General features: G+C 42.3%; 15 protein-coding genes. 7 read left to right on the forward strand and 8 right to left on the reverse strand.

Features of this window, described 5'->3' with window-relative positions:
- Positions 1 to 13: 13 nt before the first annotated feature.
- From NNX04_RS21630 to tagH, 8 genes are all read right to left on the reverse strand, one after another.
- Positions 14 to 2,635 carry a bifunctional serine/threonine-protein kinase/formylglycine-generating enzyme family protein gene (locus NNX04_RS21630; protein WP_261948517.1) on the reverse strand — a complete coding sequence of 874 codons (2,622 nt, stop codon included), beginning with the start codon at positions 2,633 to 2,635 and terminating at the stop codon, positions 14 to 16.
- Between the two features lie 37 nt (positions 2,636 to 2,672).
- On the reverse strand, positions 2,673 to 3,449 hold the full coding sequence (locus NNX04_RS21635; RefSeq protein WP_050977125.1) for a PP2C family protein-serine/threonine phosphatase: 777 nt from the start codon (positions 3,447 to 3,449) through the stop codon (positions 2,673 to 2,675).
- A 26-nt stretch (positions 3,450 to 3,475) separates the two neighbouring features.
- Positions 3,476 to 4,213 (reverse strand): type VI secretion system-associated protein TagF, encoded by a 738-nt coding sequence (gene tagF, locus NNX04_RS21640; protein ID WP_007645601.1) that lies wholly within the window; start codon positions 4,211 to 4,213, stop codon positions 3,476 to 3,478.
- Positions 4,214 to 7,753 carry a type VI secretion system membrane subunit TssM gene (gene tssM, locus NNX04_RS21645; protein ID WP_261948518.1) on the reverse strand — a complete coding sequence of 1,180 codons (3,540 nt, stop codon included), beginning with the start codon at positions 7,751 to 7,753 and terminating at the stop codon, positions 4,214 to 4,216.
- 102 nt (positions 7,754 to 7,855) lie between these two features.
- Complete coding sequence (gene icmH, locus NNX04_RS21650) at positions 7,856 to 8,755, reverse strand: type IVB secretion system protein IcmH/DotU (protein WP_198284833.1); 900 nt, start codon at positions 8,753 to 8,755, stop codon at positions 7,856 to 7,858.
- 34 nt (positions 8,756 to 8,789) lie between these two features.
- Positions 8,790 to 10,124, reverse strand: a complete 1,335-nt coding sequence (gene tssK, locus NNX04_RS21655; protein ID WP_040393502.1) for a type VI secretion system baseplate subunit TssK — start codon at positions 10,122 to 10,124, stop codon at positions 8,790 to 8,792.
- 39 nt (positions 10,125 to 10,163) lie between these two features.
- On the reverse strand, positions 10,164 to 10,697 hold the full coding sequence (gene tssJ / locus NNX04_RS21660) for a type VI secretion system lipoprotein TssJ (protein ID WP_007645609.1): 534 nt from the start codon (positions 10,695 to 10,697) through the stop codon (positions 10,164 to 10,166).
- Entirely contained in the window at positions 10,697 to 12,247 is a 1,551-nt protein-coding gene (gene tagH / locus NNX04_RS21665; protein WP_261948519.1) for a type VI secretion system-associated FHA domain protein TagH, read from the reverse strand. The genes tssJ and tagH overlap by 1 nt, the downstream gene beginning before the upstream one ends.
- Before the next feature lie 224 nt (positions 12,248 to 12,471).
- Between tagH and tssA the strand changes: the two genes are divergently transcribed.
- The 7 genes from tssA to tssG all read left to right on the forward strand — a co-directional run bounded on the left by tssA (position 12,472) and on the right by tssG (position 20,805).
- Complete coding sequence (gene tssA / locus NNX04_RS21670) at positions 12,472 to 13,722, forward strand: type VI secretion system protein TssA (protein WP_261948520.1); 1,251 nt, start codon at positions 12,472 to 12,474, stop codon at positions 13,720 to 13,722.
- 33 nt (positions 13,723 to 13,755) lie between these two features.
- Complete coding sequence (gene tssB, locus NNX04_RS21675) at positions 13,756 to 14,265, forward strand: type VI secretion system contractile sheath small subunit (protein ID WP_040393503.1); 510 nt, start codon at positions 13,756 to 13,758, stop codon at positions 14,263 to 14,265.
- A gap of 2 nt (positions 14,266 to 14,267) precedes the next feature.
- Positions 14,268 to 15,758 (forward strand): type VI secretion system contractile sheath large subunit, encoded by a 1,491-nt coding sequence (gene tssC, locus NNX04_RS21680; protein ID WP_007645617.1) that lies wholly within the window; start codon positions 14,268 to 14,270, stop codon positions 15,756 to 15,758.
- 74 nt (positions 15,759 to 15,832) lie between these two features.
- On the forward strand, positions 15,833 to 17,359 hold the full coding sequence (gene tssC / locus NNX04_RS21685; RefSeq protein ID WP_261948521.1) for a type VI secretion system contractile sheath large subunit: 1,527 nt from the start codon (positions 15,833 to 15,835) through the stop codon (positions 17,357 to 17,359).
- 29 nt (positions 17,360 to 17,388) lie between these two features.
- The gene (gene tssE / locus NNX04_RS21690; protein WP_261948522.1) at positions 17,389 to 17,883 is read left to right on the forward strand and encodes a type VI secretion system baseplate subunit TssE; all 495 of its coding nucleotides are present in this window, start codon (positions 17,389 to 17,391) and stop codon (positions 17,881 to 17,883) included.
- Positions 17,876 to 19,711 (forward strand): type VI secretion system baseplate subunit TssF, encoded by a 1,836-nt coding sequence (gene tssF / locus NNX04_RS21695; protein WP_261948523.1) that lies wholly within the window; start codon positions 17,876 to 17,878, stop codon positions 19,709 to 19,711. The genes tssE and tssF overlap by 8 nt, the downstream gene beginning before the upstream one ends.
- Entirely contained in the window at positions 19,675 to 20,805 is a 1,131-nt protein-coding gene (gene tssG, locus NNX04_RS21700) for a type VI secretion system baseplate subunit TssG (protein WP_261948524.1), read from the forward strand. Before tssF ends, tssG begins: the two co-directional genes overlap by 37 nt.
- The last annotated feature ends 34 nt before the right edge of the window (positions 20,806 to 20,839 follow it).

The raw sequence follows: 20,839 nt of genomic DNA on the forward strand, positions 1-20,839 counted from the left end.
AAAATATATGTAGCTAATTTTGAATTTCACGTAATACACGAAATCCGGTAAATGGATCTGCACGCCCATCATGGGGTGATGATTTATTAAAATTACATTCGTCCATGTCTGTATCAAATGATCCGCCAACAACAGAATATGTTCCGCCCGGCAGTAGCACCCACTCTTGCGCGTTGCCTAAATGATTTACAACCCCCCACAGGTTTTGCTGGCCGAGGGAAGTTTTATTGAGTGAACTACCTTTTTTAATCCCGCGTGAGTTCAGTTTACAGTTGCGATTTGGATCGGGAATACTATTCGTTGATTTAGCAGCGTATTGCCACTCTGCTATCGTAGGTAAGCGATAGTTACGCCCTGATTTATTGGATAACCACTCAAGGTAAGCGGAAGCATTGTTAATGCTGATATTGGTGACGGGTGTTGCAGGCTCTTGTTGATTTTCAATACTACATTTACCACTCTGCTGACAAAACTCATTCATTTCATCTACTGAAACTTCATATTTTCCAATTGCAAAAGCTTTAATGCTGCCTCTACCTGGGATAACTACCATCATTGGTGCTTTGGTCGCACCATTGAGTCTATCGCGACAACTACTTCCCATACCGCGAGCACCGAGACCAGCTAATGAAATGCTACATGGGTCTTTTGCTGCGATTGTAATGCTCGCCAGCAGGCTATTACCTTCAAATAATCGTAGTGCTTGCCTTTTAATAACTTCAGCGCGATCTGGAAATGTCGCACCAATTTTTTTAATGCACAATGCCATTGAGGCAACAATACTTGGCTCTTCTTGCTTATACCTTATTAAATTCAATGAGCGCAGTTTTGCAACAGCAATTTCAAAGTCGCGCATATCAATAGTGCTATTGCACATCAGTGGTTTATTGACATTAGCGAGCGCCGCTTCAAAGTCGGAGTGTTGTTTTGCCTGTACTTTTTCTTCTTGCAACTTTACTTGCTTTTCTTTTGCTAATCGTTCCTGTTCGATCGCGATTGATACCTGTTGCTGTTCACGCTCTATTGCCTGACGCTCACGTTCCGCCAAGGCGGAATTTATTTTTTCCCCAAGCTCTGCCAATAAGGTTTGATTGCCAGCATATCGAATGGCATTGGTATGCCATAACTGTGCATTATCCAATTCATTTTTAACTAAGACTTCTTTGATTTTTTGTAGATAAAGTTTATAAAAACTATCTTCTTGCGTGATCAACCATGGATCGGTCTTGCCTAATAGTTGACGTAATTCTTGTATTTCAAGCCATACTTGATTTTCCCATTCTAAAGAAAAACTGGCTTGTGCATAAAGCTCCGCTATTGCTTTCTTTTTCATCTCAAGGCGCAACTTCTGTTCAATTTCATTGCGTACTTGATCTTCTGATAAAGTAATTGTGGGAGCAGGTTTAAATTGATAATAGGCACCTACAGCGCCACCCAATAATAGAACTGTAAATAAAAAGAAAACTCCTGCCCGGCTGGCAGAGCGAGTAAACTCCTGCCAAAAGAGCTCCACTGATTGGGTTCTATCTTCCCGATCAAATGCCAATGCGTGTTCTATTGCTTTCCACTGACGCTTGCTTAAACCAGAAATTTTCTTTGGCTTGAGTTTCTGGCGTTTAGCTTCATCCGCATGCACCCGGTTAAATGGGTGGGATCCGGTAAATAGTTCATATGCAATACACCCCAATGCATAGATATCATCGCGCACATCAGGATTTTTTCCTTCAAGCATTTCCAAACTTGCATAAGCAGGAGTCAGTGCGCCGAGGTTCCCCGCATCAAATACAGTGCGGTCATCAACACTTTCTTCGCGATGCTCAACTTTAGCCACTGCGCGTGCGATACCAAAATCAATAACTTTAGCAATGCCTTTACTATTAACAAAAATATTTCCGGGTTTGAAATCTGAGTGAATAATATTTTGTGCATGTGCATAAATTAATGCTGCACACATACCTTCAATAATTTTAATAACTTCCGGGTGAGGTAACCCAACAGAACGATACTGTGCAATTAATTTATCGAGCGGTTTTCCATCTAGGTATTCCATCGTCATAAAGACCGTATCACCATCGCGGTCAAAATCATACACAGTGACAATATTCGGATGAGCTATACGCTGGGTTTTGCGTGATTCACGCTGGAGTGCAATAAACGCTTCAGGATGTGCTTTAAATTCATCAATAAGTACTTTGATAGCTACATAGGGGTCGCGGTCCTGGGCTTCGATTTTAAGCAAATCCTTAGCTTTATAGACAACACCCATCCCCCCTGCACCAAGAAGCTCTTCTAATACGAAACGTCCTTTGAGTACAGTGTGTTCATCAGCGATGCCTTGCAGTGTGAAATTATTATTTTGTTGTTCAGAATATGGGGTACCGCTAATGCGAGTTTTTTCATCCTGCCCAAAGTTATCCGCATGCATAGGATTAGGATTAACTTTTTGTTGAGGTATAAAACGGGTTTTATCGGAACTTGGTGTAGTATTTTTTGGTTTCGATAATTGGATGCGTGTTCTCTCGTCATCCGTAATAGCGGTTTTTTTCATCGGCGCAAAACGAGTTTTATCCTCCTCGCTCGCATTCGCGGTAAGTGATGGTTTTATTTGAGTTTTGTTTTCGATTGAATCATTCATTGTAGTGTTACCGCTGTCCTATTTACCCGGTCTTGCCCTATCCCTGCGCGCTATCTGCAGCAGACACTCTACCTGGATTGCCTTTAACAACAATCACAGAAACATTATCCCTGGCGCCTTGTTCCAGCGCTTTTTCAACCAATTCATCGGTGCTTTGCTGCACATCACGAATCTTCATTGATTCTATTATGGCTTCATTACTTATAGCATTGTAAAGACCATCACTGCATAACAAAAAACTGTCGCCTACCTGTGTCGTAAAAAGAGTCATATCAACGTAAAGCGGTGTTTCAACGCCTACAGCGCGAGTGATGACATTGCGATTGGGATGATTTTCACTGGCTTCTCTTGTAATTAAACCAAGTTCAATCATTTCTTCCAGTTGGCTATGATCGCGCGATAGCTGTATCAGCTGTTGGTTACGCATACGATATAGCCGTGAATCACCGACCCATAAACAAGCGCCAATTCTTCCTTTGATAACCATAACCACCACGGTGCTACCCATAGTGCTTCCGTCAAACATGATTTGCGCATATTCCAGCATTAGCTGATTAACTTCGAGTAAACAATCCTCGATTACATCAACGCAATCGCCCAAACTTGTTGAGGCGCTAAGCGCTCCAAGTGCATCAACAATTTTGCTACTGGCAATGTCACCTACCTTATGTCCACCCATACCGTCAGCCACGGCCCACAGTCCAACTTCTGGTTTTGCGAGAACTGCATCTTCATTAATTGTGCGTACGCAACCTACATCCGTTCGCACACCGCTTACCCAACTGATCGGGCGTCTATAGGTTGTATCTGTCATTAACAGGATCACCGGAAATTGGAGACTTAGATTGACGTTGAATGAGATTTAAGTTGATAAGGTTGGTGCCAACCTCTTGCTGCCCATTGTCCGTCTAACATCGCCGCTATACCGCGCAATTGAGGCAACCCGCGGGTATAAAACAGACAAGGCTCTACCACTTGCGAGCCGTAAACAGTAGACCATACGGAATAGCTAACCAATTGCTCTTTACAAACAGCATCCATTAAAAATGGAAATGTGCTTTCTACAGGAGCCGCATCCTGTTCTAAATGAATTAGCGTACCTTGTTTTTCCAGCGACGCAGTACCCGTCATATAAGCTGACTTTACGTCAAGTGTGTGTTGATTGAGCTCCTGAGTAAGATCATCTATTTGCAACTGGCCCGCTAAAGCTTTTAATGCTATTTGTTCTATTGCTTCAAACCAGGTGTTTTGTTTAATTACATTGAATGAATTAGCATTTGCGTTGAGGCGCACTGCAACTGAAAATGGAAAATAACGACCTACACGATCTACACTAGGCAGTACAATTCCTGCCCATTGGTTTCCATCAATCACTCCATCAGATAATACAAAGCGCCAGATTGGACTAGTGAGATAAACGTCGAGCCAGGATTCACCAATTTGTTCTTGCGAGCTTCCCACAAAACCTTGTAGCCACGCATCCCAAGCGTTAATGAAATTGCTCGGTAAGTTACGATAGATAAAATCACCGTGTGCCGGCAATTTACCAAACAAACCCACGGAATTGGCATTGATCATTTAAATTGACTCCGGACAGCGGAACGATTCAAGTAAATCGTTTTTAAATGGATTATGAATGCTGGTCGCACGGCCTTCATAAACGATTTGTCGTGTATGTGCTGCCGCGACATCCATGTCATGTGCAAAGGTAATCAAATAAATATTGGATTGTGGCGTAGACTGAATTTTGGATGCATCCAATAAACGGAACCACGCCCAAGGGCCGGTATAGGCTTTATCAAATTGCGTGCCGTTCAAATCTTCGAAAATAACTCGAATACGACGGGAATCATTTTGCCCAGACCAGGTCACCGGCTTCCAAAATTTAGGGCCATGGTTATAAGTTAAGCGTTGATCACCCAAATCAAGAGTAAATACAGCATCGTCTTTATTCATTGTGAAAGGACGTAACTCTAAACTGATACTGGGTGTTTCCGGATTTTGCCGAAAAAACACATCGCGAATATTCGCTGCTCGCTGCAACTGATTAACGGTTGTTGAGGAAAACCCGATACTGTAGCCATCAACAGTTCTATTGGCCCAATTTCCACGTTTATCAATAAAGGGTTCAACAAACTCTTTTACAAATTGATCCACTGTACCTTGAGGTTTGAAAAATCCACTAAAGTCTAACAATGCGAGTTCATCTGTAGCGGCACGATTCAGTGGATAGCGCCCTGCCAAACCTTGCGAATAGGTTTGATATACACGGGCACGCCATTCTTTATTAACGTATTGGTGCGCTGAGCGCATAATCACTTGCCATGCCTCATCAGATAAAGCGGTTAGCCAACGCTGGAGAGGTTCGGGGGTAGATTTCGCATAAGCACGTAATGCCGTCACCGGGTTGGCTGCACCACTTTCGTAACGTGCTTTTGCAATCTCGAATGATTTTTGTTCTATATCAGGAGATAGCGCAATTTCTTGCACAAATATTTTTAAGGCTTCCAATTGTTGCATGGTGGAAGTAATTGGAGCTGGCCCACGCGATGATTGTTTGATGAGGGCATGTAAATCGTTAAAGCGCTTGTCGACGATCGTTCCTTCAACTTGGTTAGCAAGATAACTAACCGTCTGACCTGCGGCACCCGTAGAAATTTTATCTGCTGCTGCATCAAGCAATGGCGGAGTGAGCTGGGTATTGGTTTTTGCAACATCCAATATAGAGAGCACAGGAGAGTAAGCCGGGTCGACAAACGTTGACAATGCAGTATTTAAGTCACGCAAATTACTAAAATTCGCAACATGTAATGAGTTATGTATGGTCAGCCATACATTGCTGTAATCTGCAAAATAAAAGTTCTTAACCTGCTCGCTGATTACTTTTACATCGCGATTAACAATTGCTTGATTATCACCTCCGCCTAGTACCCATTCCTCGTCTGCCACATCAGCGAATAATGCTGAGTTGGGAGAGAGATCCAAGCTTTGATAACCCTGAATCGTAAACAGTACAGGAATTGTAAATGCAGATTGATTTTCACTATTCAGTTTAAATGTGGAGCGCACAGCCTCCCCATAGAAATTAAGCACATTCACTGTTTGATTAAATTGTGGGTCAGTTTTAATTCGGCTATAAATTCGTTGCGCAATCGGAATTCGCAATAAAGTTCCACGCGTTTGTGTAACCAACGCCTCATTTAATACTGAGGAGGGGATGTCGTTAATTAATAACCTATTGAGATGTTTTTGCAGTTCAACGCGATGAATACTGTCAGCGCCATATAATTTATCCCATTTGGTTTCGAACCATTGTTTAACAAGTGACTCATCCATATGTTCAAGTGAATTAAACATGACGTAGATGCGAAATGTTTGATACAAATCGCCTTCTGGATCGCCTTGTTGGATTACCCGCTCTAAAGTGCGTAGTAATTGTGGTAGAAAAACGGTTTTTAATTTTTGTTCATATAAAAGATCGGCTTCTTGATCCACGCGATCATCATACAACCCCATACTACTTAACCATGGATGAGACTCTTTGTCATAAACGCTGCTTGCGCTGGCAAGAGCATTCAGCGCAGGCAGGGCAGCACTGGCCTCGGTATTCCAGCTGCTGATTTTTTTCTCTTCATCCTTAAAGTTTGCAATCTGTTGTTTTACTTCGCTCATATACAGATTATTGCGCGTAACACTGCCGCTCCATAGCAATACAATTGACAAGGTTACCGCCGCAATTCCTGCATAAGCAGCATTTTGCGACCAACGAATCACGCGCTCATAACGCATATTAGTGCCGACTAATTCAGACTCTGGAAAAATAACCTCACGAAACAATCGGGCAATAAAAAAACTTTTCCCACGTTGATTAGTCGCCTGCGTAGCTTCACGCGCAAAACCAAAGTTTGCAGAGACAGATGTCATTAAGCGGTCAATAGGGGTTCCATCTTGCGTACCGCTTGAGAAATAAACACCACGTAGATAGGGTTGGAACTGAAAACGATTTTGGGCAAACGTGCGTTTAACAAATGATTCCGCCATTTGATAAAGATTTTCCATTTGCAATGGAAAGCTCTCAATCGCCGCGCAACGCTTAACATCACGTTCCTGTTGCATCCGCCAAATAACACGGTCATGCAATCGCCGCGATAATTTTTTAAATTCTTGACCTAAGAAATCAAAATCAGGGCTTTGCGATGGTTTGGGCGCGTTAGGTAGGGATACACCCCATACCTGTTCACGCTCTTCTTTACCTAAGTCTTCAAAAAATTCGCTGAAACCAGAAACGAGGTCTGATTTTGTAAAGAGTAGATAAACAGGAAACCGAATTTCCAATTTATCCATCAATTCATCCAGACGGGTTCTAATCGTTTTGGCGTGCAATAAACGCTCTTCTTCGGTTTGCAGTAACAAATCCTGAAGACTAATCGCCACAATAACACCATTAACCGGACGGCGACGGCGATTACGTTTGAGCAAAGTTAAAAAGCCTTCCCACGCTGAACTATCAACAACCTTGTGACTATCCTGGGTTGTATAACGACCCGCCGTATCAATCAATACGGCCTCATTAGTAAACCACCAGTCGCAATTACGCGTACCACCAACACCTTGTAATGCACCTTTCCCGAATTGATCGGCGAGCGGGAATTCAAGTCCGGAATTGACTAACGCTGTTGTTTTGCCCGACCCTGGCGGGCCGACAATAATGTACCAAGGCAATTGGTAGAGCGCTTTCTTCTTTCCTTTACCAGTAAATTTTAATTTGTTCAGGGTATCAAGTGCCTGATGAAAGCGATCATTAATCTGTGCAATTTCATCCGCTGCTTGCTCTGATGCAGAATCAGTCTGCGCATAGGAATTATTTTGCTGTAAATCAGTAACCAAGGTTCTGTTACTGCGATTTGTCATCATCTGCAAGCGTAAATTATTTAATCCCCAGAGAATAATTGCGGCCATGATAAGTAAGAGGCGAGTCATCGGACTCGCCAATGGTGCTTGATTTTCAGAACCAAATTTAATCTGTGGGCCGGCGAACCAAATCAGCAATGCGACAAGTACTAGGCCGATCAATGAGATCACTACCGGGTGAGTAAAAAAACGACCAATTTTCTTCATATAATCCTGAGCATTATTCAGTAGTGCCTTGGCACATGATCAATATATATCCGAGGAGCTATCGGTATGCGAATAGAGACGAAAACACTATATAAAAAATATTCAGTTATTTTTTTCTTCAACAAGTTCGGCAATATCATCTGCTACCGGGCTTGATGATGCATAAAGCCAATAGCGTAAACCGGAATAACTAAAAAATAGAATGGTTGCCATAAGCGCAACGACAACCCAGAGCGGTATATACTCGGTTAAAGGATTACGAGTCCGCCCCAAACCACTCCAGGTGGGTGAAAGGCTGCGTTCATAGTCACCACGTTGACGGCGAATTATTGAAAATAATTCATCGCGCATCTGATCAAGTGCCTCTCTGCCACGATTCATAAGCCTGTACCTGCCCTCAAAACCCAAGCTCAGGCAAACATAAAAAAGCTCAATAACATCAAGATTTTCGGATGGCGACTGGCGAAGACGATCAAGTATTAAAAATGATTTTTCTCCGCCAGAGGTTTCTCCATGGAACACACTGAGCAGAGTGCGTTGTGCCCATGCACTTTCAGTCCCCCAAGGGGTATTTAATACGGCTTCATCCAACACGGAACACATTAAATAACGAACAGATAACTGGACTTCCTGTTTGAGTCCTAAATCTCGCAACTCATTTTCCAGTTTTTTAATTTCATTAACTAAACGCTGATGCAAGCCTCCAACGTCAGGATGACTGACTGCGCTACGGGTTTTAGCAAATACTGCAATCAACGTAGAAGCTGCACTAATGATAGGGTTTAACCCACAATCTGCTTTAAAGTTTGTGCTGCCAGAATCGGAGAGAACATAACTAGCAACAGGAGCAGAATTGTATGCACCTTGTGATTTATGCTGTGCAGAGACCTGCCCCATTTCAGGATTGGGATTTCTCGCCCCGGGCATTGGACGCATAGAGGTGCGATCACCTCCTGGCATCGGCTGTTTAAAAACGGTTTTATCTGAATCATCCGTAGACATGCGGCGCTCCCTGAAGTAACAGGTTAATTAAAATTTATTGGCGGATAGCCCAAAATTCCATCTCAATTCCGGGGAAATCACCACCTAAATGCAGTGCAAAGCCACCTGATTGATTAAGCTCTTTCCAGAAATCACTGTGCTTATCTAATTCAAAATACGTATACCCGGAGCGAAAAGGAATTTGCCGAGGGGCAACAGGTAATGGCCGAAGCATTATGCCTGGCATCGCAGCATTAACCAGCTCACGGATACGCTCAACCGGCCCAATTTTAATTTGCGCGGGCAACCGTGAACGAACAGCTTCCTCTGGAATATCGGCACGCACCGCCAATATAAAACTGGCAGTGTTTAATAATGATCGATCCATAATTTCCGAAACGCGAATGCCATATTTTTTCTCAATCAATTGCAAGGAGATTGCAGTCTGCTCGTAAACCATTGATAGATATTCACGCAGGGTTGCCAATACGGGTAAAAATGTCTGTTGCAAATTGTCATGTAAATAAACGGGAAATTCCGGCGGCCTTTTCGTTTTGGTGACAAACGTAGCCAGCTCGCCCGCAAGTTGCAATAAAACTGCAAACAACTCCGTAGGATGAAACCCCCTTAGGGAAGCAAGGTGATTAACGTAAGGCTCGGCACGATTGATAAGTTGCAATAACATATAATCGGCAATCTCAGCGGTACCGCCTCTGCGAGCATCAGCTAAACGCCCAGCAATTGACTCACCTCGATGATGCAGTAATCCACCCAATTCAGTAATGAAGCTGGTGAGTTTGAGGCTAGCGCGGCAATCGAGACAAGTGGCCAGGAACTGTTCGTCTAAAATTATATTTTTATCATCGCGGGCTTCAGCGATCCGGATAAACGCAATGCATACGTAGCCGCTTAAATCATCAGTGTCCAACATCAATCGCAAACGCAGTTTCGCAATGTCGATAGCATGGTCTTCCCCACCCTCTTGGGTAACATCACGTACTGCTAATTCCGTTGGGTAGTATCTTGCCAAACCCTGAGTATTATTTTTTGATAATACATCAACTGCACCTGGTCTTTTGACTGGGACGGCTAAATATACAAGGGTATTGTGCAGCCCTGTTGGCACATCAATAACTGAAGGAGATTCGTCGGTTGCGGGAAAACTAAAAGGAGTTCCATCAGGAAATATTCCACTTGCCCTGAGCAGGGAAATTTTACCCAGCTTTAACAACTGGTGGTCAATTTCAAACTCCTGCAAGCCCCACGCATTGCTACCATAAGCAATACACTTTCGATCAATGTATCGCTCTATATATCGATCTTGTTGTTGAAAATGTTGGGGATTGAGAAACATTCCCTCTGACCATACCACCTTACTATCTAACGACATACGAATCCCACCGAATCATGAAGCAAAAGGCTTAAAAAATTATTTTTTTGCCAGAGAAATAGTTCTTCCAGAAATCTTAATAATTGCTTTATTTCTAATAATGTTATTTTCTGTTACCGGAAATATAGCTTTATATGTGGAACCAGGATACTGAGAAAATTCAGCATATATAGCAATTATTTTTGTACCAGGTTCAAGCACAAAACTTTCAGTGCGCGCACTACCTGGAAGCAGAGGTTTCAACACTTGTTTACTGACAATATCGCCACCAAAAATTTCCATATCCCGCTCATAAATATCGATAAAATCAGCTTTATCAAAAGCAGCTGCAGATTTTAACTGATAAAAGCGAACGAAGACGGGAGACGGTCGAGACTCATCATCCGGGTTGATATCAGATGCAATCTCAAATGTAAGTTTTAAATCTGTATCCAGATTAAGAGCACCTCCTACGCGGCTCTTTGACGAGCTGCATCCGCTCATAAAAGCAGTAGCGCTGAAAAAAATCATAATTGCCAAGGTACGGGAAAAGAAAACGAAAACTGAATCACTTAACGTAAGTTTATTGCGCATTATTGCTTATCCTTTTTTCGAGCTGCCGCCAGACGGCGTAATTGATCCTCATAGGCGCTGACAAAGTCGCTGCCAAATAAATGCTGAAATGAAGATTCCATATTGTCAGTAAAACCAGCGTAATAGTCTGTATAGCTACTCCAATACTTTGCCTTCTGCATACCAGGGATTACGCCTCCTCGCCCCTGTTTGTTAAAATTTTTCTCCAAATTATCCGGGTTAAACCGCTCCATCATCCGCTCAAATCCTTGACGTATTCCGCCAATCATCGCGACCTGATGCTCAGCGATTTCTTGAAATCCCTCTTTAAATGCTTCGACAGGCTTTTTATAGGAATTAGATTTTTTTAGAAACATATTTTCCAATGCGTCATCAACACTGACTGAAAACTTTAACGGATTATTTTCTACCGGCTGAATCGTTGTTACATTCATGCGGAATTCGTTTTTAATACTTGTTCGGGAACGTAGAACGCCCATCATTCCTTCTACGATTTCGCGCATCAGCTGACCGCTCATTGTTGCAATGTCAGCAACCTCAGCCTCTGTAAGGCGCGAAGAATCCAAACCCATTGCCTGAATAAAAGAACAATCAGCTAGCGTCGTATGAGGTTGATGCGATGATTCAATAGCCCCCTTCACGACATTGACAGGTACTTGAGTCGGTGATGGCTCGGGAACTAGTGGTGGCGTTGAGGTAGAAAGGATTGGCTCAGCTACCATCAAACGCTCTGCAAGTGGTTGACGATCACTCCGTGGTTTCGGTAATAGCACATCAGCAGAACGATTAATTGGTGCGGTTTGAAAAGTATTTATATCTGTTGTGGGCGCTGTAATCTGAGGACCTGTTTTTTTACCCAAGTCAGAAAAATCATCTTCCCAATCCTCAGGAATTAAATTTTCCCTCAAGGCATTAGGCCAAACTACCGCTTGATCCATGCTTTGTGACATATCCAATTGGGCGAAATCAGGTGTTGAATACTGTGGCTCACCGCCAAAGATGTCATCTATCGATGTGCTGATAATAGCGGGATTGGCGCTTGCAAAATTAGCCGGTGATTTTTGTACTCTGGCTGCTTTATCCCACATTGCCAGTGGATCAAGCGGCTGCTCAAATAGGGGAGCCGCTTCTGGAATAGACCCATGACCAAATGGTTCATCGAAAATATTTGCTACAGGAGTGTTACCAAAGAGCGGTTTATTATCAAATGGAGATGCGTTAGCCGTAGCTTCAATGACAGAGACGGAGAAACTGTAATCACCAATGTCAAAAATATCACCATGGGCTATACGGGACTTTACACCTCGCCCTATCGGCTCAGGGGCGCCATTGAGAAAAGTACCATTAGTACTTCTGTCGAGTAAATAATATCCGTCGGCGATCCACAAAATTTCACAATGGCAGGAGGATAAAAATTTCTCGGGATCAGGTAGTGCCCAGCTGTTGGTGTCGGCCCTACCAAAGGTTCCCCCTTGCTCATCAAATAAATGACTAGTTCTGGATAGGGAAACGCCTCCCGGTGTTTTCACCAAAGTAACCTGTAACGCCATTTGACTTTCACCCTTAACGATCCATCAGGAGTAATACTTAAATTTCAATAAGTTATGATAATTTAATGCCCGCATCTCTTTTCAATTGCCGGACTATTTATCAAAAGTGCAGATGGTATCATGGCATCAAAACCACATACTACCGCTAGAATTGTGACGCAATTCGCCCTATGGAGTATAACTTTTGGTGTCAGTTCTTAATTTATGGCCGCGTTTGTGCTAGCGTGTCGAGCCTCGAAGCAAGAATTTGGAAACTACAGCAAAGTAATATTGTAAATAATAGTTTTTCAGATGTGGCATCTCACAACACAGCCATGTCAGGTTCGTTTTTGCAACTGAAAAGGGATATGAACTTAATGGCATCGTCGCCTATTTTAGATTTTTCCAGCCTTTTGGCCCCCATCTCTAGCGAGCAGCCTACCGGAATCGACTTGCGGCTCGACTCTTCGCCTATTTCTAGTTATCAGACAATAAAAACTGCGCGTTATGCGGCACGCGACGCCGAAAAAAACAATTTGTATAATGATTCCAATGGCGATGCAGACGAACACTGGCGAAAAATAATATCCTTGGCTCCTATGTTATTAACACGTGAGAGCAAGGATCTTGAAGTCGCCACTTGGTTAACTGAAGCCTTAATTCGTCGTCATGGATTTCAAGGATTGAGAGAGGCTTTTTTATTAATAGAAGGCCTCATTGAAAATTTTTGGGATCATCTCTATCCCTCGCCTGATGAAGAGGATGGGATTGAAACACGTATATCACCTCTCTCTGGACTCAACGGTACGGCAAATGAAGGTGTGCTCATTGCCCCCATTAGACGGGTTCCATTCACAGAAGGCTACACACCTGGTCCATTTGCTTATTGGCAATACCAACAGGCTGTTGAGCTGGAGAGAATTACCAACGAAGATACGCGCCATAGTAAGGCTGAAAAGCTCGGGTTCACTTTAATTGATATAGAACGCGCGATTGAGGAATCAACTCAAGAATTTATAGTTGATCAGTTTGATGCTATTGATGAAGCAATTAGCTGCTCAAAAAGAATAGAAAAAAACCTCGACCAGCTCTGCGGCTCAGAATATGCACCCTCTATGCGCGCGATTATTGGCGCGCTGGAAGAATGTCGCGCAGCACTCAATCATATTGCCAAGCATAAACTTCCCGCTACAGTAGAGGCTGAACTTGTCATTGAAGCCACTAACATAGCGACAGGAGCAGACGACCGCACAAAACCAGCCGTTATTAACCCGCTAAATACCTTCACATCTCGCGAAGCAGCGTTTAAACAACTGTTGGATATCGCAAAATTTTTTCGCACCACCGAACCACACTCCCCTGTGTCTTATGCGCTTGAAAAAGCCGTAAAATGGGGCAATATGCCGCTTGACGAATTGATTGTTGAGCTTATTCCTGACTCTTCGTCACGAAAACATTTCAGTGAACTCACTGGTGTTAAAACTAATGAAGATTAACCAAACCACACCTAGCCAAGAGGATTAGGGATTATGTCCGATAGCATCCACGATAAACTTAAACGCGTCAGAAAGCCTCGTGTTCATATTACTTATGATCTCGAAACAAACGGCTCTATCGTAGAAAAGGAAATTCCTTTTGTGATGGGCGTGATGGGCGATTATTCAGGCGATAACACTGAAGGTAAAAAGGCGTTGAAAGATCGCAAGTTTTCGCAAATTGATCGCGATAATTTCAACGAAATCATGACCAAAGTAAATCCCCAGTTACGAGTCAAAGTAGAAAATCTTCTTGAAAATGACGGCAGTGAAATGACCGCCAGTTTAGATTTCAAAACTATGGAAGATTTTGAACCACATAGAATCGTAGAGCAGCTTGAACCACTGAAAAAGCTCATGGATACACGCAACAAACTCAGAGACCTGTTGACCAAAGCAGATCGATCAGAAGATCTTGAAGCAATTCTTGAGGATGTATTGAGTAACACTAACGCACTGTCATCGCTATCAAGTGAACTCGGCGTAAGCAAAAAAGAGGAATAAACATGTCTAGTAAAGAACAATTAGAAGGCCTACAAGCAGAAGCACAAGTTGCCGAATTGAGTTTTCTTGAACAGGCGATTAGTGCCACAAAACAGACATCGCGCGATGAAACAGAAGAGCTTCTGAGAACCTTAACTAGCGAGGCAATGAAAGGTACTGTCAAGTGGGATAAAAACTTGTCGGTTACGATAAACGCTGCCATTAAAGCTATCGATGATGCCATGTCCAAACAACTGGCGGCAGTCATGCACAGTGAAAAATTCCAAAAATTGGAAGGCTCATGGCGCGGACTCAATTATTTAGTCAGCAATACTGAAACAAGCTCTCAACTCAAGATTCGCATGCTCAATATCAGTAAAAAAGAACTGGGCAAAGATCTGGAAAAAGCTGTTGAATTTGATCAAAGCCAAATTTTTAAAAAAATCTATGAGAGCGAATTCGGTACCGCCGGTGGCCAACCCTATGCCGCACTGATTGGTGATTATGAGTTTTCAACTCATCCGGATGACATTTCCCTATTATCTAAAATGTCGAATGTTGCAGCAGCAGGTTTTTGTCCATTTTTATCCGCCGCATCTCCCAAAATGTTCGGTTTCGATAGCTTTACCGAACTGTCAAAACCGCGTGACCTCGAAAAAATCTTTGATTCTGCCGAATATATCCAATGGCGCAGCTTTCGCGATACGGAAGATTCACGTTTTGTTACTTTGGCTATGCCCAGAGTTTTGGCGCGTTTGCCATATGGCCAATCCACAAAACCCGTAGAAGCCTTTAATTACGAAGAGCTGCCAAGAAGTAACGATGGTCGTCATATTGAAACTGATCACGATGATTATTGTTGGATGAATGCCGCTTATGCACTGGGCACTACACTAACAAAATCATTCGCTGAAAATGGTTGGTGCACCGCCATACGTGGTGCTGAAGGTGGCGGTAAAGTTGAAGGACTACCAAGCCATACTTTTGTTAGCGATGACGGCGACACAGATCAGAAATGCCCAACCGAAATCGGCATCACAGATCGCCGTGAAGCAGAACTCAGTAAATTAGGCTTCTTACCCATGTGCCACTACAAAAACACGGATTACGCTGTTTTCTTTGGCGCACAAACAACTCAACGTCCGAAAAAATTTGATGACCCAGATGCAACGGCAAATGCGGCTATTTCTGCAAGATTGCCATATATCATGGCAACGTCACGTATTGCACACTTTCTCAAAACTATGGCACGCGACAAAATCGGTTCTTTTATGGAGCCGGGTGAAGCTGAAGTATGGTTAAACCGCTGGATCAGCAACTACGTAAATGGCAGCGAAGGTGCGAGCGCAGAAGCCAAAGCTCAATATCCATTGCGCGAAGCAAGAGTTGAAGTGAAAGAAGTCCCCGGCCAACCAGGGGTTTATAATGCAGTTGTACTTATGCGCCCATGGTTACAAATGGAAGAATTAACCGCATCACTACGATTAGTAGCAAACATTCCAAAAGCAGGTTAATAATTTACGGGCTATTAAAGTAAAGAGGGGAATACTAATTCCCCTCTTCCTTATTCAATAAATGGATTATTGTTGTGTCAGCTCTTAACCATCAAGGTACATCGATAGATAAATCCCACGATGTAAATATCGACTTGTTAACATCAGCCTGTAAGCGTAGACCTTACATCACATCACTATCCGGTTTTCTTGAAGAGACTGATCCCTATGAGGCCATCAGTTACTGGCTAAGTAACTTCGAAAATATAACCCCCGATACAACAGCAACCGATATCGCCTTCATCATCAATAAAGCAATTGCTCGTATTGACCATCTCGTAAATGACCAACTAAATGAAATTATTCATCATCCAGGGCTGCAAAAACTTGAAGCCTCTTGGCGTGGCCTGTGGTATCTCGTTGCACAAGCAGATGGTAATAGAAATATTAAAATACGTTTTTTAGATATTACTTGGGCAGAAATCACCAAAGATATCGAACGAGCTTTGGACGTTGATCAGAGCCAGCTATTTCAAAAAATTTACAGTGAAGAATATGGTACACCTGGCGGTGAACCTTACGGAGCCATTATTGGTGATTATGAAATAAGCCATAAAAGATCAATAAGACACCCATTTGATGATATAGCTACTCTCAATGGTATAAGCCAAATTGCTGCCGCTGCATTTGCGCCATTTATTGCCGCTGCATCCAGTGAGTTTTTTGGTTTAGACAATTTTACTGCATTGGGCATGCCTATAAACCTGCATAGTATTTTTGCGCAAACAGAATACGTTAAATGGCGCGCACTACGTGAAAAACAAGACAGTCGCTTTCTCGGACTTACCCTGCCACGCATTTTGATGCGAGAGCCTTATCGCACGTCTCCTGGAAGTTACAAAGGTATATTTTTTTACGAAAAATCAAATCACGAAAATCAATCCTCTAGCGAGTTATGGGGGAATGCAGCCTATGCATTTGGTGGGGTTCTGATTAGAGAATTTGCAAACGTTGGATGGTTTGGTCATATTCGCGGTGTCCCTCGCGATGAGATAGGTGGAGGGCTATTAACCAATTTATCGTCTGTTAACTTTGCAACAGACGCTGATGGCATAGCATGTAAACCCTCAGTCGATATTGTGATTACAGATACCATGGAACGGGAACTTAGTGATCTTGGGCTAATGCCCTTATGTCATTGTTACGATACGCCATTTAGCGCGTTTTATAGCAACCAGTCTGTCCAACAACCACGCAGTCGACTATCGCGCTCGGATGACGTGAATGCGAAACTATCAGCAATGTTGCAACACGTATTATGTGCATCACGCGTAGCACATTATTTAAAAGTTATGATTCGGGACAAAATCGGCTCTTTTATTACAGCCGATGAATGCGAGCGATTTCTAACTGAATGGTTGTTCAAATACACTACCGGACGTGAAGATTTGGAATGGGAAGAGCAGGCGCGTTACCCTCTTCGTCAAGCCGCCGTGAGTGTAAACGAACACCCTAACAAACCTGGACAATATCTCTGTGTTATTCATCTGGTGCCACATTACCAGCTCGATCAAATGGTCGCTGAATTAGAGTTAGTAACCGAATTAATGCAAACAAGTTAAAAACGGCTAACAATAGGAAAACCGCGGAAATGCGAATTGGGAAAAAACAAGAATTACGGCCATCTATTTTAGACCGTTTGATAGATGATGAACCACATATACAAATCGAACAAGATAAAAACCGAAATCAATATTTACGCGAACTACGCAACAGCGTTAAACGGGATTTGGAAAACCTTTTAAACACTCGGTTCAGAATGCAATCACCACCTGATGATTTAAAAGAGGTGGAGTTCTCTATACTAAATTATGGCTTACCAGATCTTGCCACTATAAATATTGCAGATATAGAGAAAAAAAAAGGTTTCACTAAAAATCTAGAAAAAACACTTCGAACATTTGAGCCGCGATTCAAATCAGTAAAAGTGATCCATCTAGACAATACAGATACTACTGATAGAACCCTTAAATTTCGTATAGATGCAACACTTCATGCGGATCCCGCTCCAGAAGTGATCATTTTCGATTCCATTTTAGACCCGGTATTTAGAACCGTAAAAGTAGAAGAGTCCAAACATGGCTGATGAATTACTTCCCTATTACGAAAAAGAACTCGCTTTTATTCGGCAAATGGGTGCCGAATTCGCGAAGGAACATCCAAAAATTGCCGGCCGTTTAGGGATTAGTACAGATACGATTGAAGATCCGCATGTTTCACGCTTAATCGAGAGCTTCGCTTATTTAAATGCGCGTGTTCAGCATAAATTAGATGACGACTTTCCAGAACTTAGTGATGCTCTACTAGGTATCCTGTTTCCGCACTACCAACGTCCAATACCGTCAATGGCCATAGTGCAGTTGGTGCCAAATCAGGAGCAACTTGAAGCGAGCTATATCCTACCGGCCCAAACAATCCTGGAAACAGAGCAATTCCAAGGAGAGAATTGTCGTTTCACTACAGTGTATGAAACTGAGCTCCTCCCCTTACAAGTTAAAGATGCAAGCTTGGTTGGACGACCTTTTGCAACACCCGGGGCGAATAGCGTGCGCGGTGCAGGCGGTGTTTTGCATTTGCGACTTCATACCTTTAATGAAGCAATAAATTTTAACGAGTTGCGCCCCAACCGTTTGCGTTTTTATATCAAAGGTCAACCACAACACGTTCATCCACTTTATGAGATGATACTCAATGAATGCCAACAATTAGTTATTTCAACATCTGCAACCGATATAAATCCGGTCTTTTTAGGTAAAAATATCGTAAAAGCGGTAGGGTTTTGCGATACAGAAAGTTTACTCCCTTACCCTTCTTCCTCTTTTTCGGGCTACCGATTATTGAGTGAATTTTTTGTATTCCCAGAGAAATTCATGTTTATTGATATTGAAGGAATCGCCAATTACATCCCAAATAATGCCACGACAGAGCTAAATCTCTATCTCTATCTCAATCGATCTGATGTAGAGCTTGAACATAATATTAATGCAGCCACTTTTGTATTGGGCTGTACACCGGTGGTAAATTTATTCAGCCATAAAGCAGATCCAATAAAATTGGAGCACACTCAGCTGGACTATCAAATTATTCCAGATGCGCGCCGGCCAACGGGATATGAAATTTATTCAATAGAGAATGTTATCGCTAGTAGCACAACTGGTATACAAGAAAAATTTCTACCATTCTATGGCCTCAAACATGAACATCTGGATTTAAAAACTCAGTCTTTTTGGTTTGCTAATCGCCAGCACGCAAAACTCGGCTACGGCCAACGTGATGAAGGAACGGATATGTTCCTAAGTTTGGTTGATTTAAACTTTAACCCAAACTTACCTGAAGATCGTACGCTAATTGTAGAAACCACTTGTAGCAACCGAGATTTACCCGCAAAACTTCCGTTTAATCTTGAACAACCAAAACTTCAATGTGTCAATGCAGCTCCGCCTTGCGAAAAAATTCGCTGCTTAACCCAGCCTTCAATTACTGTTCGTCCACCACTGAGAAATGGCGCGCGCTGGCGGTTACTATCTCATTTAAATTTAAACCATTTATCAATAACAGGATCGCATAACGCCACCGATGCCTTAAAAGAAATATTGCGTCTTTATAATTTTAAAGACTCTCCGGCAACAAGAGCGCTAATTGATTCTATTCAATCGATTCATACACGAAGTGTGAATGCACCACTTAATATCGATGGCAGAGCGACATTATGTCGCGGTATCGAGGTTGAAATTGAAATTGATGATTCACAGTTTACTGGCAGTAGCAGTTTTCTATTTGCAAGTGTATTAGAACACTTCTTTGGTCTTTACTGCTCGATTAATTCATTTTCCCGCTTACTCGTTAAACGTAAAAATAAAGAAGGTTACTTAAAAAAATGTCCTCCCCGAGCTGGCGAAAAAATACTGCTGTAACCGATTTACTGTTAAAAGCACCACATGCATTTAGCTTTTTCCAGGCAGTACGCTTATTGGAACGTGCGGTTATTTTTAACGACTCATTGTCTGTTTATGAAAATAATCAGACAAAAAAACAAAATCCAATTGCACTATTCGTGCCGCCGACAACTGAAGCCTTGCGCTTCAAAACGCGCACATCATTTAATTTTCCAAGCAGCGAAATATCATCTATTACAAAAACCAAAGAAGGAAACTTGAATGCACCATGGGAAATGCAAATAAATTTTATGAGCCTGGCAGGCAGCACCGGGGTGCTGCCCTACCATTACACAGAGTTAATATTACAACGCTTGAAACAGAAAGATGAGTCCCTCATTCACTTTCTGGATATGTTTAATCATCGAACTGTTTCGCTTTTTTATCAAGCGAGTACTAAATACTCATTACCTATTGAATATGAGCGAAAAAAATTAAATGGCAGCGCGAAAAAAGATAAATCAACAGCTACACAAGCTTTATTATCAATGATTGGATTGGGTACTGAGGGACTTACTAATAGGTTGTTAATAAAAGATGAGTCACTGTTATTCTACAGCGGACTACTAACACAGAAAGTTAGAACATCTACCGGACTAAAACAAATATTAGCTGATTATTTTGATCTGCCCGTGAAAATTCAGGAATTTGTGGGGCAATGGCAGGATCTAATTCCCGATATTCGTACACGCATTGCATCTAAATTAGAACCTAAAGGACAAAATGCAGCATTAGCATACTCAGCAATGTTAGGTGCCAAAGGTTGGATCGCCCAAGGGAAAATTAGGATATTGCTCGGCCCACTCAATGAAGAACAGTTTTATCGCTTTGCACCAGGGACTAAGGCCCTAGCTGCAATGAATCATATGATTCAAATGTATTTAGGGCTAGAACATGATTATGAATTTATAATTGAGGTAAAGCGAATAGACCTACCCAACAAAATTAAACTTAGCGCAAAATCACCTCCAATTTTGAGCTGGAATACCTGGTTATCTACTAGCGATAAAAAAACATTAGTTGATAAAGATGAAACGCTAAAAATTAAAGTTTCAGCTAAACATTTCGTTTGATTATTAGAATTTAAAAAGCACACATTAAATTATT

The sequence above is a fragment of the Cellvibrio sp. QJXJ genome (assembly GCF_024452345.1).
Lineage (GTDB): Bacteria > Pseudomonadota > Gammaproteobacteria > Pseudomonadales > Cellvibrionaceae > Cellvibrio.

Excerpts from the sequence above, each read along its gene's own strand:
- NNX04_RS21630 (WP_261948517.1), bottom strand. The coding sequence starts at position 2,635 with ATGAATGATTCAATCGAAAACAAAACTCAAATAAAACCATCACTTACC.
- NNX04_RS21635 (WP_050977125.1), bottom strand. The coding sequence starts at position 3,449 with ATGACAGATACAACCTATAGACGCCCGATCAGTTGGGTAAGCGGTGTG.
- tagF (WP_007645601.1), bottom strand. The coding sequence starts at position 4,213 with ATGATCAATGCCAATTCCGTGGGTTTGTTTGGTAAATTGCCGGCACAC.
- tssM (WP_261948518.1), bottom strand. The coding sequence starts at position 7,753 with ATGAAGAAAATTGGTCGTTTTTTTACTCACCCGGTAGTGATCTCATTG.
- icmH (WP_198284833.1), bottom strand. The coding sequence starts at position 8,755 with ATGTCTACGGATGATTCAGATAAAACCGTTTTTAAACAGCCGATGCCA.
- tssK (WP_040393502.1), bottom strand. The coding sequence starts at position 10,124 with ATGTCGTTAGATAGTAAGGTGGTATGGTCAGAGGGAATGTTTCTCAAT.
- tssJ (WP_007645609.1), bottom strand. The coding sequence starts at position 10,697 with ATGCGCAATAAACTTACGTTAAGTGATTCAGTTTTCGTTTTCTTTTCC.
- tagH (WP_261948519.1), bottom strand. The coding sequence starts at position 12,247 with ATGGCGTTACAGGTTACTTTGGTGAAAACACCGGGAGGCGTTTCCCTA.
- tssB (WP_040393503.1), top strand. The coding sequence starts at position 13,756 with ATGTCCGATAGCATCCACGATAAACTTAAACGCGTCAGAAAGCCTCGT.
- tssC (WP_007645617.1), top strand. The coding sequence starts at position 14,268 with ATGTCTAGTAAAGAACAATTAGAAGGCCTACAAGCAGAAGCACAAGTT.
- tssE (WP_261948522.1), top strand. The coding sequence starts at position 17,389 with ATGCGAATTGGGAAAAAACAAGAATTACGGCCATCTATTTTAGACCGT.
- tssF (WP_261948523.1), top strand. The coding sequence starts at position 17,876 with ATGGCTGATGAATTACTTCCCTATTACGAAAAAGAACTCGCTTTTATT.
- tssG (WP_261948524.1), top strand. The coding sequence starts at position 19,675 with ATGTCCTCCCCGAGCTGGCGAAAAAATACTGCTGTAACCGATTTACTG.